10 protein-coding genes are annotated in these 14136 nt (G+C 61.4%); 4 read left to right on the forward strand and 6 right to left on the reverse strand.

The features are described from left to right. Positions 1 to 280: 280 nt before the first annotated feature. The 4 genes from NK8_RS07720 to NK8_RS07735 form a co-directional block, all read right to left on the reverse strand. Positions 281 to 1561, reverse strand: coding sequence for an MFS transporter (locus tag NK8_RS07720; RefSeq protein ID WP_213225950.1), 1281 nt, complete (start codon positions 1559 to 1561; stop codon positions 281 to 283). Positions 1562 to 1606: 45 nt separating this feature from the next. Beyond that, positions 1607 to 2608 carry a sugar kinase gene (locus tag NK8_RS07725; RefSeq protein WP_162065709.1) on the reverse strand — a complete coding sequence of 334 codons (1002 nt, stop codon included), beginning with the start codon at positions 2606 to 2608 and terminating at the stop codon, positions 1607 to 1609. A gap of 55 nt (positions 2609 to 2663) precedes the next feature. Next, positions 2664 to 3458, reverse strand: coding sequence for a sugar phosphate isomerase/epimerase (locus NK8_RS07730; RefSeq protein ID WP_225936142.1), 795 nt, complete (start codon positions 3456 to 3458; stop codon positions 2664 to 2666). Between the two features lie 148 nt (positions 3459 to 3606). After that, positions 3607 to 4497, reverse strand: coding sequence for a LysR family transcriptional regulator (locus NK8_RS07735; RefSeq protein WP_162065711.1), 891 nt, complete (start codon positions 4495 to 4497; stop codon positions 3607 to 3609). Between the two features lie 116 nt (positions 4498 to 4613). Between NK8_RS07735 and NK8_RS07740 the strand changes: the two genes are divergently transcribed. The 4 genes from NK8_RS07740 (at position 4614) to NK8_RS07755 (ending at position 10378) form a co-directional block, all read left to right on the forward strand. After that, complete coding sequence (locus NK8_RS07740; protein ID WP_162065712.1) at positions 4614 to 5678, forward strand: YeiH family protein; 1065 nt, start codon at positions 4614 to 4616, stop codon at positions 5676 to 5678. Positions 5679 to 5747: 69 nt separating this feature from the next. Continuing rightward, the gene (locus tag NK8_RS07745) at positions 5748 to 8684 is read left to right on the forward strand and encodes a molybdopterin oxidoreductase family protein (RefSeq protein WP_213225953.1); all 2937 of its coding nucleotides are present in this window, start codon (positions 5748 to 5750) and stop codon (positions 8682 to 8684) included. Positions 8685 to 8696: 12 nt separating this feature from the next. After that, positions 8697 to 9419: a 4Fe-4S dicluster domain-containing protein gene (locus NK8_RS07750; RefSeq protein WP_213225954.1), complete on the forward strand. Its 723-nt coding sequence runs from the start codon at positions 8697 to 8699 to the stop codon at positions 9417 to 9419. A gap of 20 nt (positions 9420 to 9439) precedes the next feature. Next, complete coding sequence (locus NK8_RS07755) at positions 9440 to 10378, forward strand: DmsC/YnfH family molybdoenzyme membrane anchor subunit (RefSeq protein ID WP_213225955.1); 939 nt, start codon at positions 9440 to 9442, stop codon at positions 10376 to 10378. A gap of 105 nt (positions 10379 to 10483) precedes the next feature. Here NK8_RS07755 and NK8_RS07760 read toward each other — a convergent pair whose 3' ends face one another. Both NK8_RS07760 and NK8_RS07765 read right to left on the reverse strand, forming a co-directional pair. Beyond that, the gene (locus tag NK8_RS07760) at positions 10484 to 13525 is read right to left on the reverse strand and encodes a hypothetical protein (RefSeq protein WP_213225956.1); all 3042 of its coding nucleotides are present in this window, start codon (positions 13523 to 13525) and stop codon (positions 10484 to 10486) included. 10 nt (positions 13526 to 13535) lie between these two features. Next, positions 13536 to 14108 (reverse strand): hypothetical protein, encoded by a 573-nt coding sequence (locus tag NK8_RS07765; RefSeq protein WP_213225957.1) that lies wholly within the window; start codon positions 14106 to 14108, stop codon positions 13536 to 13538. Positions 14109 to 14136: the final 28 nt, after the last annotated feature.

Genomic DNA, 14136 nt, shown 5'->3' on the forward strand with positions numbered 1-14136 from the left:
GTAGCGCTGTGCCGAAGCTATTTCGTGCTGAACCAGCGCGCACAAAACGACTAGCTTGTCAGACCGTGCGCGGTCCAAGCCCGGTTAGGCCTGCGAGGGCACTCGCTACTGAGGCCACGAGCAAGGAGAAGAATGCCCAAATTGCGTATGACCGCGGGCGTCTCAAGCTGCTTTCTTTGCCTACTTTCTTTGCAGCAGCAAAGAAAGTAGGTGCCGCCCCGCACAGGGGCAACGCTAACCGACCAACAAGCTATCGGGATCCGGCGAGAAGAAACAAAAATCAAGACCGCACAACCACCCCAGCCCCCACCGCACCCTGCGGCCTAACCGCCAAAGTAAGCCACACAGCCAGCAACAACGCCACACTCATGAACACGTAAGAGGCAGCCGGCGACCCCGTCGCCCCATTCAGATAGCCAACAAAATACGACCCGACGAACGAGCCCAGCGCCCCCATGCTATTGATGAGCGCCATCGCCCCACCCGCGACATTCTTCGGCAAAAGCTCCGGCACGATCGCAAAGAACGGCCCATACGGCGCATACATCGCCGCCCCCGCAATGACGAGCAGCGTATAGGAAGCCCAGAAGTTCGTCGAGCCGAGCAGATACGATCCCGCGAACGCGACCGCGCCGATCAGCAGGAACGGCCATACGAATGCCTTGCGCGCCTGCAGCTTGTCCGACGCCCACGACGCCAGCAGCATCGCGATGGTCGCGGCAAGATACGGCACCGCCGACAACCAGCCCGTCTCGACCATCCCGAGCGTCGAGCCGTTCTTCAGAATCGACGGCAGCCACAGCACGAAACCATACACGCCGATGCTCCAGCAGAAATACTGCGCGCACAGCTTGATCACCGCCGGCGACTTGAATGCCTCGCGATAGTTCTTCACCGGCTTGATCGCGGCCTGTTCGGCGCGCAGGGTCGCATCGAGATCGTTCTTCTCCTGGTCCGTCAGCCACGTCACCTGCGCGGGCTTGTCCTTAACGATGAACCACCAGATCACCGCCCACACGACCGCCGGCAAACCTTCCGCGATGAACATGTGACGCCAGCCGAACGAATTCACCAGATAACCCGAAACGACCGACATCCACAGCACCGTCACCGGATTGCCGAGAATCAGGAACGTATTGGCACGCGATCGCTCGGATTTGGTGAACCAGTTCGCGATGAAGACGAGCATCGCCGGCATCACCGCGGCCTCGACGACGCCGAGCACGAAGCGGATCGCCATTAACGACGGAATGTTGCTCACCATGCCCGTGAGCGTCGCGCACCCGCCCCACAGGACCAGGCTCCAGAACACGAGCTTCTTCACGCTGCGGCGCTCGGCATAGATCGCGCCGGGAATCTGAAAGAAGAAGTAACCGAGGAAGAACAGCGCGCCGATCAGCGACGACAAGCCCTTGCTGATGCCGAGATCGTGATTGATGCCCGCGGCTGCGGCGAAGCCGTAGTTGGCGCGGTCGAGATACGCGAGGCTGTACGTGATGAAAACGATCGGCATGATCGCCCACCAGCGGCGCGCCGCAAGCTTGGGAGTCGTAGATTGCATGGTTGTCTCCGAACGCAATTCGGTTGAGTCTTTCGGTTGCTGGCTTCAGGCCAGATCGAACGCGGCTTTGGCCGTCTTGTCGTTGGAATCCTGTGCTTCGAGCAGGTCGAGCGCGGCGCGCGTCGGCAGTCCTTCGCTGTCGCCGATCACCTGAATCGCCAGCGCGCCGATGCGGTTGCCACGCGCGATCGCATGACGCACGTCGCGCCCTTCGAGCAGCGCGCTGACGACGCCGACCGCGAAGCCATCGCCCGCGCCGACCGTATCGACGACATCGACGACCGGCACGCCCGGCACGATGCCCGCATCGCCATCCGCCGTGCGGAAGTACGCGCCGTGCGCGCCCAGCTTCACGACGACGCCCTTCGCGCCCCGGTCGAGATAGAACGCGGCGATGTCTTCCGGCTTCGCGTAGCCCGTCAACGTCAGACCCTCGGCCACGCCCGGCAACACCCAGTCGGCGAGCGCGGCGAGCGCGTTGAGCGACTCGGCCATCGCCTCGCGCGACGGCCAGAGCGTCGGGCGCAGATTCGGATCGAACGAAATGGTCTTGCCAGCCGCACGCATTTCGCGGGCCATGTGAAACGCGAGTTCGCGCGAAGTCGCGGAAATGGCGGGCGCGACACCCGTCAGATGCAGATGACGCGCGCCGAGCACGTAGTCGGCGGCGTAATCGTCGAGCGAAAGGTGACTCGCGGCCGAACCCTTGCGGAAGTATTCGACGGCCGGATCGCTGCCGTCGTCGCACTTGCCCTTGAGCTGGAAGCCAGTCGGAAAACGCTCGTCGATCGTGACGCGGCGCGCGTCGATGCCCTCGGCGGCGAGCACGTCCAGCACGTAGCGCCCGAACGAGTCGTTGCCGACACGGCTCATCCAGCCCACCTTGAAGCCGAGCCGCGACAGGCCGATCGCGACGTTCAGGTCCGCGCCCGCGACGCGCTTGGTGAACTGACCGGCCTTCGCGAGATCGCCGGTGACGGCCGCGACGAACATCGTCATCGCTTCGCCGTAGGTGACGACGTCGAGAGCTTCAGGCTTGGCTTGCATGTCGGGTCCTTTGCAGATGAATGCTGAATGCAAAATGCTTAATTCAAAATGCCGCTCAAAATGCCGAGATGCGCGCGACCTGGCGTGCGGCGTCGAGCGAGACATCGGCGGCGGGAATGAACGGATATTCGATGCCGCGCGGCACGTCGCCCGGCAAGTGCGCGAGGAGCGTCGCGAAACGCGCGTCGCCGTTCGCAGGCGCGGCGGCGAAGCGGCGCGCGCCCTCGCCCATCACCGCCTTGCAATGCACATAGGCGACATGCGGTGCTAGGCGCGTGGCGGCGTCGAGCGGGTCCTGTTCGGCCCAGTGCCAGTTGCCGGTGTCGAACGTCATCGCGAGGCCGCTCCCGGCCGGCAGCGCGGCGAAGAGCGCGTCGAACGCGCCGATAGTGCCGCCCGCCTTCAGTTGCCCGTTTTCCACGACGACGCGCGCTTTCGACGCAACGATTGCCGTCATCAGGCGATCGAGCGTGGCCGGATCGGTCGCGACGCCGCTTTCGGTGCCACCCAGTTGCAACTTCACGATGCGCGCGCCGAGCGCCGCGGCTTCGTCGATGGCGAGGGCAAGCGCGTCGGCATCGAGCGCGCCGTCGTCGCGGAACAGCGTGGCGGGCGTCGAGTACACGGCCCACAAGCCCTGCGCGCGGATTCGCTCGCCAAGTTGCGCGAGCGCTTCGGCCTCCGCATCGGCATCGCTTGCGAACAGTTCGCGACGCACCTCGAAGCCATCCGCGCCCGCGCGCGCCGCAGCGGCAGCCCATATGGCGTGGCCATCGCGCCGGATCGCGTCCGCGCCGAAGGCGCTTGCGACGATCACGACTTCGGTGCGCTTCTGATCGATATCGGACATTGAGTGTGCTTGCATCGGGTAGCGGTTTCGGCCCCAAAAACGGCTTTGGAACCGGTTCCATAAACGTTTTTCAAAAAGGACGCCGCAGCGCCCCTGTTGAGAACGAATGGTGCGTCAGACCGCCATCGACGCGCCATAGTGGAATTCCCTAGCCGAGCAGACCCGGCTCCTCGCACAACTCCAGGAAACGCGCCGCCACGCGCGAAGGCGTCGCCGCGTGCGGCAGCAGGATCGAGAACCGTCGCGTGAGGGGCTGCGGCGCGATACGCATGCGCTGCAGCGCGCTGTCCTCATGCCGGATCGACATCGCCGAGACGAAGCCGATGCCCATGCCCGCGCGCACCGCTTCCTTCACGCCCTCCACGCCCGCGATTTCGATCGCGACGCGCATGGGCGCGTCGCTCTCTGCGAACGCGCGCTCGATGACCTGCCGCACGCCCGAGCCCGGCTCGCGCAGCACGAGGGGATGCTTGCCCAGCGCCTCGAGCGTGACCGAATCGCCGCCGCCCGCGAGCGGGTGGCCGTTCGGCAGGATCGCGACGATCTCGTCCTCGCGCCATGACGTGACCGTCGTGCCGAGCGGCAGATCGCTTCCGGGCGAGCCTTCGACCAGCGCGATATCCAGCGAGCCGAGCGCCGCGACGATGTCAGCCGTATTTCCGTCGATAGTCGTCACCACGACCTCCGGAAAGCGCTTGTGAAACGCCGCGATCAGATACGGCAGCAGATAGCTCGCGGGCGTCGTGCTCGCGCCGATGCGCAGCGTGCCGCGCTCCAGCCCGCGCAGCGCGTCGCGCAGCGCATGCGCCGCGCGGAAAGTTTCGCGCAGGCGCTCCGCATGGCCGAGCAACTGTTCACCGGCGGCGGTCAGACGCACGCCGCGACCGTCGCGCTGGTATAGCGGCTCGCCGAACTCATCCTGCAGCAGCCGCAGCTGGCCCGACACGGCCGGCTGCGACAGATGCAGTGCCACCGCAGCGCGGCTGATATTGCCATGCTCCGCGACCGTTGCGAAAGTTATCAGTTGTTCCGGGGTCATGTATCTTAAATATCACCTAAACCGATATATGTCATTCTAAATCACGATTTTTCATATTCATATATCGAGAATAGGATTAGCCCATCGACGTATCCAACTTACCAACGGGTTCCCTCATGTCCACGCTTCAATCCGCCCGCCCTCTCGCACCAGCCGCGTCCTCCACACGCGGACAGCTCAACGGGATTCTTTTCGTTGCGTTGTTCGCGGCAGCGGTCACGCGGCTCGCCTCCCTGCCCGCCATCGCCGGGCTCGGGATCAGCCCGCTGATCGTCGGCATCGTCGCGGGTGCGATCTATGGCAACGCGCTGCGCCACGGCATGCCCGATAGCTGGGCCGCCGGCGTCAACTTCTCCGCGCGCAAGCTCCTGCGCATCGCGGTCGCGTTCTTCGGGCTGCGCGTGAGTCTGCAGGAAATTGCGCAGGTCGGCGTGTCGGGCTTCACGGTGTCGGTGCTGGTCGTTGTCAGCACGCTCGTGATCGGCACGTGGGCCGGCATGAAGCTGATGAAGCTCGATCGCGACACGGCGCTCCTCACGGCGGCCGGCAGCGCGATCTGCGGCGCGGCCGCGGTGCTCGCGTTCGAATCGACCCTGCAATCGAAGCCGCACAAGAGCGCGATGGCCGTCGGCAGCGTCGTGCTGTTCGGCACGCTCTCGATGTTCCTCTACCCGCTCGCGCTCAACGCCGGCTGGCTGCATCTCGATACGCTCGGCGCCGGCCTGTTCTTCGGCGGCACCATCCACGAAGTTGCGCAGGTCGTCGGCGCGGCGAGCAACGTAAGCCCCGAGGCGACGCACATTGCGACCATCGTCAAGATGACGCGCGTGATGCTGCTGGTTCCGGTGCTGCTCGTGATCGGCTTCTGGATCAACCGTTCGCGTGCCGGCGATTCGTCGCAAGGCAAAGGCAAGATCGCGGTGCCCTGGTTCGCGCTCGGCTTTCTCGCGCTCGTCATCGTGAACTCGCTGCACGTGCTGCCCGATACCGCGACGAGCACCATCAACATGCTCGACACCTTCGCCCTCACGATGGCCATGACCGCGCTCGGCATGGAAACGCGCATCGCGCAGATTCGTGAAGCCGGCCCGCGTGCTCTCGCCACTGGCGCGATCCTGTATGTGTGGCTGATCGGCGGCGGCCTCGCGATCACACTGGGCGTCGAAAAGTTGTTCGGCTGATCGATGCCTTGAAGCAGCAATCGCGCGAGACGTCCCCTCTCGCGCGAAATCGTTTTTGAAGGAGCACTCATGGAACACGGCGCTCGCACCCAGAACGAGAAGCTCGATGTCAAGACCACGACGTGCTACATGTGCGCGTGCCGCTGCGGCATCCGCGTGCATCTGCGCGACGGCGAAGTCCGCTACATCGACGGCAATCCGAACCATCCGCTCAATCAAGGCGTGATCTGCGCGAAAGGCGCCTCGGGCATCATGAAGCAGTACTCGCCCGCGCGTCTCACGCAGCCGCTGATGCGAAAACCCGACGCACTACGCGGCGAAGCGCAGTTCGAGCCCGTCTCCTGGGAGGTCGCGCTCGACACGCTCGAAAAGCGTCTCGCACATCTGCGCGCCACCGATCCGAAGAAATTCGCGCTGTTCACAGGCCGCGACCAGATGCAGGCGCTCACCGGCCTCTTCGCGAAAAATTTCGGCACGCCCAACTACGCGGCGCACGGCGGCTTCTGCTCGGCCAACATGGCGGCCGGCATGATCTATACGATCGGCGGGTCGTTCTGGGAATTCGGCGGCCCCGATCTCGATCGCGCGAAGCTCTTCTTCATGATCGGCACGGCGGAAGATCACCATTCGAATCCGCTCAAGATCGCCATTTCGAAGTTCAAGCGCGCGGGTGGCCGTTTCATCGCGATCAATCCGGTACGCACCGGCTATGCGGCCATCGCCGATGAATGGGTGCCGATTCGCCCCGGCACCGATGGCGCGCTGTTCATGGCGCTCATCCACGAATTGATCGCCGCCGATGCCTGGGATCACGAGTTCGTCACGCGCTACACGAACGCCGCCGAATTGCTCGACATGAACGAAACGAGCGACACGTTCGGGCTTTTCGTGAAGAACGGCGACGCGCCCGAGTCCAACGCGCTCTTTCCGCAAAATCATCTGTGGTGGGACGCGAAGACGAATCGCGCGGTCCCGCATCATGCCGATGACGCCGAGCCTGCGCTCGACGGCCGCTACACGCTCGACGACGGCACGCCGGTCACGCCGTCCTTCGCGCTGCTGCGCGAGCAAGTGGCATCGTGCACGCCCGAATGGGCCGCCGACATCACCGGCATTCCCGCCGCGACGATCAGACGTCTCGCCGCCGAGATGATCCAGGTGGGCCGCGATCACAAGATCACGCTGCCGATCGAATGGACCGACTGCTGGGGCAGAAAGCACGACACCGTGACCGGCAATCCCATCGCCTTCCACGCGATGCGCGGGCTCGCCGCGCACTCGAACGGCTTCCAGTCGATCCGCGCGCTCGCGGTGCTGATGTCGCTGCTCGGCACGATCGACCGCCCGGGCGGCTTCCGTCACAAGTCGCCGTTTCCGCGCGCCGTGCCGCCATCGGCGAAACCGCCGAATCATCCCGATCAGGTCAAACCGAATACGCCGCTCGCGAGCGGCCCGCTCGGCTGGCCCGCCGCGCCCGAGGACCTGTTCATTCACGACGACGGCACGCCCGTTCGCATCGACAAGGCGTTCTCGTGGGAATATCCGCTCGCGGTGCACGGCGTGATGCACAGCGTCATCACGAACGCGTGGCGCGGCGATCCTTATCCCATCGACACGTTGATGATCTTCATGGCCAACATGGCCTGGAACTCGTCGATGAACACGATGGAAGTGCGCAAGATGCTCGCCGACAAGAACGACAACGGCGAGTACAGGATTCCGTTCATCGTCGTGTGCGATGCGTTCCAGTCGGAGATGACCGCGTTCGCCGATCTCATCCTGCCCGACACGACCTACCTCGAACGCCATGATGCGATGTCGATGCTCGACCGTCCGATCTCCGAGTTCGACGGTCCCGTCGATTCGGTGCGCGTGCCGGTCGTGCCGCGCACCGGCGAATGCCGGCCGTTTCAGGAAGTGCTGGTCGAACTCGGCGGCCGGCTCAAGCTGCCCGCCTTCACGACGCCCGAAGGCACGCGCAAGTATCGCGACTATCCGGACTTCATCGTCAATCATCAGACCGCGCCGGGATCGGGCGTCGGCTTTCTGATGGGCTGGCGCGGCAAGGACGGCAAGGATGCGCTCGTCGGCGAGCCGAATCCGAACCAGTGGGAAGAGTACGCGAAGCACGATTGCGTCTATCACTACACGCTGCCCGAGTCGCTGCAATACATGCGCAACTGCAACGGGCCGTATCTGCAATTCGCCGTCGACAAGGGGTTTCGCAAGTTCGGCGAGCCGATCCTGATCCAGCTCTACTCCGACGTGATGCAGAAGTTCCGCCTCGCCGCGCAGGGACGCACGCAAGGCAGGCAGCCGCCCGATCGTCTGCGCGCGCGCATCGAGCAGTATTTCGATCCGCTGCCGTTCTGGTACGCGCCGCTCGAACTCGAGACGACGAATCTCGATCGATACCCGCTCGCGGCCGTCACGCAGCGCCCGATGGCGATGTATCACTCGTGGGATTCGCAGAACGCGTGGCTGCGGCAGATCCACGGCGAGAACATGCTGTTCATGAATCCGCGCATGGCGAAGGCGAACGGCATCGAGGATGGCGGCTGGATCTACGTCGAATCGCAATGGGGCAAGGTGCGCTGCATGGCGCGCTATAGCGAAGCGGTCGAGCCGGGCACGGTGTGGACGTGGAACGCGATCGGCAAGGCGTCGGGCGCGTGGAGCCTCGGCCCCGACGCCAACGAATCGCAACGCGGCTTCCTGCTCAATCACCTCATCACGGACGAGCTTCCGGCGTCCGGGCGCGAAGGCATGCGCTTCTCCAACTCGGACCCGATCACGGGCCAGGCGGCGTGGTACGACGTGCGCGTGCGCGTCTATCCCGCCGAGGCCGATGCGCGCCACACGCTGCCGCAATTCGCACCGATGCAGGCAGCGCCCGGCATGACCGGTTCGGTTCAACGCGTCGTGCAGACCTATTTCGCCGGACGCGGCGAGTTCGCGGCGCGCTTGCGCAACGTCCTCAAGCGAAACACGACCAACCAGAACTGAAAGGAGACCATCATGACTCAAATGGCCCTGGTGATCGATTTGAACGTGTGCGTCGGATGCCACGCGTGCGTGACGAGTTGCAAGGAGTGGAACACGTCCGGTGAAGCGGGCAGTCTCGCCGATCAGCGCCCTTACGACGCCGATCCCTCCGGCACGTTCTTCAATCGCGTGCAGACGTATGAAGCGGGCGAGTTTCCGCTCGCCGACACGATCCATTTCCCCAAGTCGTGCCTGCACTGCGAGGACCCGCCGTGCGTGCCCGTCTGTCCGACCGGCGCGAGCTACAAGCGCAAGGAAGACGGACTCGTGCTGGTGGACTTCGACAAGTGCATCGGCTGCAAGTACTGCGCGTGGGCGTGTCCCTACGGCGCGCGCGAACTCGACGAAGAGCGCAAGGAGATGACGAAGTGCACGCTGTGCGCGGATCGCATCTACAACGAGGCGTTGCCCGAACGCGATCGCAAACCGGCGTGCGTGCTCGCGTGTCCCACATCGGCGCGGCTGTTCGGCGATATCCACGATCCCGAATCGGTCGTGTCGAAAGCGATCGAGGAACGCGGCGGCTATCAGTTGATGCCCGAATGGGACACGAAGCCCGCGAATCACTATTTGCCACGGCGCCCGGTGAACTCGTGCAGCAGCGGCGGCTCGTGCGGTTGCCAAAGCCAGGAAAGCACCGAAGCCCTCGAAGCGCACGGCGATCTGAACCTCGCGTCGATGGCCGTGCGCGTCTGATCTTTCATCGGAGCTCAAACATGAAACCCGCGTTTTCCGTCGTGTTCCTCACGACATTGAGCGGCGCCGCGCAAGGCTTGCTGATCGCGCTCGTCGGCGTCGAAGTGTTCGCGAAGCTCGGTTTGACCGGAGCGCCCGCGCAGCTGTTCTTCGTCGTCGGCGCGGCCTTGTCGGTCGTGCTCGGCGTGCTTGGGCTGATCGCTTCGTTCTTTCACCTCGGGCATCCCGAGCGCGCGTGGCGTGCCATCGCGATGTGGCGCACGTCGTGGCTGTCGCGCGAATGTCTGTGTCTGCCCGCCTTCCTCGGATGCAGCGCGCTGTATGGCATCGCGCACTGGCTGGGCGCGCCGTGGTCGCTTGCGATCGGCGTGATCGGCGTGTTTGCGTCGGCGGCGCTGTTCGTCTGCACGGCGATGATCTACGCGTGCCTGCGCTTCCTGCAGGAATGGGCGACGCCGCTCACGATGGTCAACTTCGTGCTGCTCGGCTGCGCGTCAGGATTCACGCTCGCGACGGCATGCGCCGCGTGGCTCGCACCGTCGCTCGCAGCGGGTCTTGCGGCTTGCGCATGTACGTTGACGCTCGCGGGCTGCGCGACGCGCGTCGCTGCGTTGAAGCGCAACGCGCGTCTGCGGCCGAAGTCGACCGTGCAGAGCGCGACGGGCATCAAGGGGCCGAACGTCGTGCAGAAATCGCGCGGCTTCACGGCGGGCGCGTTCAATCTGCGCGAGTTCTTTCATGGACGGTCGCCCGAAGCGATCGCGCGCATCAAGTGGACGTTTCTGGTCGGCGCGTTCGGCGTGCCGTTCGTGCTGATGCTGCTCGGCATCAGCACGCAGTCCGTCGCGCTGTTCTGCCTCGCGTCGGTCACGCAGTATCTGGGACTCGTCGCCGAGCGATGGTTTTTCTTCGCCGAAGCGCGGCATCCGCAGAATATTTACTACGCGCGCGCTTCGTGATAGATCACACCGTTATTACGGATACCTTAATACATATGCCGCAATGCGGCATATGTATTGCCCGGTTAGCGAATCAGCGCTGACATGTCGGACCGAAGCGTCACGTCACCATGAGAATCCGAAGTCTCCGCCGTAACCGAAATCGTTGTCGAACCATCCCCAGTCCCAGTCGTCTTCGCCGCTGCCATAGCCGTCGCTGAGAGAGAAGTTGTAAGCATTGCCTCCCGAGGACACGACCATCCCGTTGTTGCCGTAGTCAACCCAACCAGTCTCGTAGCCCGTCGGTCCATATGTAGTGGCGTCATAGCCGCCGCCCGCCCCATACGTGAACTGAGTGAAGCCCGTGAGCTGGCCACTGCTGTTGAAGGCGTCGTACTCGGTCTCCTGACCGTTGCCGTTGAAGATGATGGCATCTTGCGAGTTGTCGCTATTGAACAGGTGGGCAATCATGCTGCCGTCGTTGCCGTACTGGTCGTACTCCGTCTCCCGCCCTGTCGTGTGGTCAAAAAAGTAATCGTCCGTTTTCTGACCACCCGAGTTGAACTTTGCGAACTCGATTTCGTTCCCGAATGAATTGTAGACAGTAGCGGTCTGTGAATTGTCCGCACCGAAGGTTCTGACAATGGTCTGCGTGCCCGAATATTCGCTTAATTGAGTCTCGCGGCCCGATGCGTCATAGAAGGCGTCGCTCGTGATCTGACCGTTCGTGCCGTAGGTTGCATATTCGGACACGTGACCGGATGGATCGAAGATAGCCGCGTTCTGAGTGCCATCCGGATTGAATACATGCGCGACGCCGCCGCCCGAACTGTTGTAGTCCGTTTCCTGCAACTCACGCCCGGTGCCTCCGTCGAAGATGATGTCCTGAGTCAGTTTTCCACTGGTATCGAACGACGCCTGTTCCGTCTCGTGGCCGGCGCTGTTGTAGACGATCGCGTTCTGGGTGCCATTGATGTTCAGGATATGGTTGACCTGGCTGCCATCGGCGTTGATATCGTTTTCTTGCGTTTCGCGGCCCGTGTTCGAATCGAAGAACACGTCTTGCGTCATCTTGCCATTCGTACCGAACGTAGCGTATTCAGTTTCGTGGCCACCTGCGTTATAGACGATCGCGTTCTGTGTGCCGTTGGCGTTGAAGATGTGATCGATCTGACTACCGTCGGCGTTGAGGTCGTTCTCTTGTATCTCTCGGCCGGTGTTCGAATCAAAGAAGACATCTTGTGTCATCTTGCCATTCGTGCCGATCGTGGCGTATTCGGTCTCGTGGCCAGCCGCGTCATAAACGGTCGCGTTCTGCGTCCCGTTTGTGTTGAAAACATAGTCAACCTGACTACCGTCGGCATTGAGGTCGTTCTCTTGCGTTTCGCGCCCCGTGTTCGCGTCGAAGAAGACGTCCTGCGTCATCTTGCCATTCGTGCCGTAGGTCGCGTACTCGGTCTCGTGGCCAGCCGTGTTGTAGACGATCGCGTTCTGCGTGCCGTTGGCGTTGAAGATGTGATCGATCTGACTGCCGTCGGCGTTGAGGTCGTTCTCTTGGGTTTCGCGACCCGTATTCGAATCGAAGAAGACGTCTTGCGTCATCTTGCCATTCGTGCCGTATGTCGCGTACTCGGTCTCGTGGCCTGTCGAACTATAGAGGATCGCATTCTGCGTGCCATTGGCGTTGAAGATGTGATCGACTTCGCTCCCGTCCGCGTTGATGTCGTTTTCCTGCATCTCGCGACCCGTGCCAGCGTCGTAGAAAAAGTCCTGGGTCAGTTTGCCGTCCACGCCATATGTCGCGTGTTCGGTCTCCTGGCCGGCGGCGTTATAGACGACTGCATTCTGTGAACCATCCGCATTGAGCAGATAGTCGGTCTGACTGCCATCCGGGTTGAAGTGATTTTCCTGCGTCTCGCGACCGGTAGTGGGGTCGAAGAATACGTCGAGCGTCTTCTTGCCGTCGACACCGAAGACGCCATATTCGGTTTCATGGCCGGCGGCATTGTAGACGGTTGCATTCTGCGAACCGTCTGCATTCAGCATGTAGTCGACCTGGCTGCCGTCAGCGTTGAAGTGATTCTCCTGGGTCTCGCGGCCGGTGGCGGCGTCGAAGAACGCGTCCAGAGTCTTTTTGCCGTCGGTGCCAAAGGTGGCGTATTCGGTTTCATTACCCGACGTGTCGTAGGCGATGGCTGCCTGTGAGCCATCGACGTTGATCTGGTAGGCGACTTCAGAACCGTCGGCGTGGAACTGATCTTCGCTGGTCAAGCGCCCTTGAGCATCGTAGATGTCTGCGTTGTAGCTGCCATCCGCTTGATGAGAGTAATTCGTTTGAGAAATGACGTTCCCGAACTGATCTCTCGTCGTGGAAGAACTGATCGTGCCGTTGTTAAAGTATTGCGAATCGGTCGAACCGTTCGCGTAATTCTCGGTCATCGAACTGAATTGCCCATCACCGTTGGGGTCGGAAAAGCTAACACTGGATGGCGGTGTTGGCGCCTGTGCAGTGGCTCCTCGCGACGAACCGTATACATCGTAGTACGGTTTATCGATTGCACTACCCTTTAACGTAGCGAAGATGCCCATTGCATCTTCGATCATCAGGTTCCGATCGACGTCAGATTTCGCTCCGTCGGCGACGTCTTGCGAATGTTGTGCATCCAACAGGCCCTGAAGTCCGTCGCTGCTTCCATCGGGGTTATTTGCCCCAGCAAGATAAATTTGCATCCCATTCGGATCGGTCTTCATGATCTCCTGCTGGACGATATAATTATTGTAGACCGCCTCACCTTCTCGATGGAGTCCGATCATAGCGTCGATGTTATAAGCATTTGGGTCGGAGACCGGTAGCTCTTGTTCGCTCTCGAACGCGAGATCTGCACTGAAATTGGTGAAGTGACCAATCTCATGCGCAAGCGTCCCTACTAGAACCGAATCCGACCAAGTTTGATAGTTGTTTGCAAAGATGATAGCGCCGCCATTGAATAAAATGCCACCATCCGAACCCACCTTCATTGGGCTTGCCTTACCGTCTGAAATGGCGGTCTGATAGGCAAGAAGTTCAGAGACCAACGTTGAACTTTCGTTTATTAAAATCAATGCGTCAGCCGACAGCTTGACGTTGCCCCAGAAACTCTCATTTCCGGTTATAGTTTGAGTCGCCATGATTATTCACTCAGGTTGTTCGGTTCTGAAAAAGATAAAATGTTGCTGCGCAATTTGAATCTACAGTTTCATAGATGATATCTAACTCATAGTCCTGACCTCGTTTGAAAAAATACCGAAAACTTTTAATTTTTGCATGGGGATTTGGAACAGGGGTTGAAAAACCGAAAACTTTGAACATCTTCGTTTGATCTATGCAACCCTTCGAGGTCATATTGTCTAGAGACAGCATTCCTCGAAACTTGTTACTTCCGCTCGCCCTGGAGATTCGGTAACGAAAATCTTTTGGCATCACAGAAAACCGTTCTGTTACGCTCTTATCGGTAAAAAACTCCGTGGCGTTACCCCGGTAATAATGCGTCTCCGGATCCGAAAGCGTTTCCAACGGCCCCGCCGTGATATTGATTCCAAGCCTTTGGGCCACGTACTTATAGTCATCGAGCTGACCGTGATCAACGATGTCACGGATCGCCGCCGCCAAGTCCTGATTGTCAGAGCTCGCTATTCCGGTGGACCCACATCCGAACAAAGCAACGATTAAACTGAAGCAATACAACCAACGACGTTTCTTGATTAACAGCACGTACATTCACCTCCCTAATTGAATCTGA

This window comes from Caballeronia sp. NK8, from assembly GCF_018408855.1.
GTDB lineage: Bacteria > Pseudomonadota > Gammaproteobacteria > Burkholderiales > Burkholderiaceae > Caballeronia.

Coding starts and splice junctions, on each gene's coding strand:
- NK8_RS07720 (WP_213225950.1), bottom strand. CDS start 1,561: ATGCAATCTACGACTCCCAAGCTTGCGGCGCGCCGCTGGTGGGCGATC.
- NK8_RS07725 (WP_162065709.1), bottom strand. CDS start 2,608: ATGCAAGCCAAGCCTGAAGCTCTCGACGTCGTCACCTACGGCGAAGCG.
- NK8_RS07730 (WP_225936142.1), bottom strand. CDS start 3,458: ATGTCCGATATCGATCAGAAGCGCACCGAAGTCGTGATCGTCGCAAGC.
- NK8_RS07735 (WP_162065711.1), bottom strand. CDS start 4,497: ATGACCCCGGAACAACTGATAACTTTCGCAACGGTCGCGGAGCATGGC.
- NK8_RS07740 (WP_162065712.1), top strand. CDS start 4,614: ATGTCCACGCTTCAATCCGCCCGCCCTCTCGCACCAGCCGCGTCCTCC.
- NK8_RS07745 (WP_213225953.1), top strand. CDS start 5,748: ATGGAACACGGCGCTCGCACCCAGAACGAGAAGCTCGATGTCAAGACC.
- NK8_RS07750 (WP_213225954.1), top strand. CDS start 8,697: ATGACTCAAATGGCCCTGGTGATCGATTTGAACGTGTGCGTCGGATGC.
- NK8_RS07755 (WP_213225955.1), top strand. CDS start 9,440: ATGAAACCCGCGTTTTCCGTCGTGTTCCTCACGACATTGAGCGGCGCC.
- NK8_RS07760 (WP_213225956.1), bottom strand. CDS start 13,525: ATGGCGACTCAAACTATAACCGGAAATGAGAGTTTCTGGGGCAACGTC.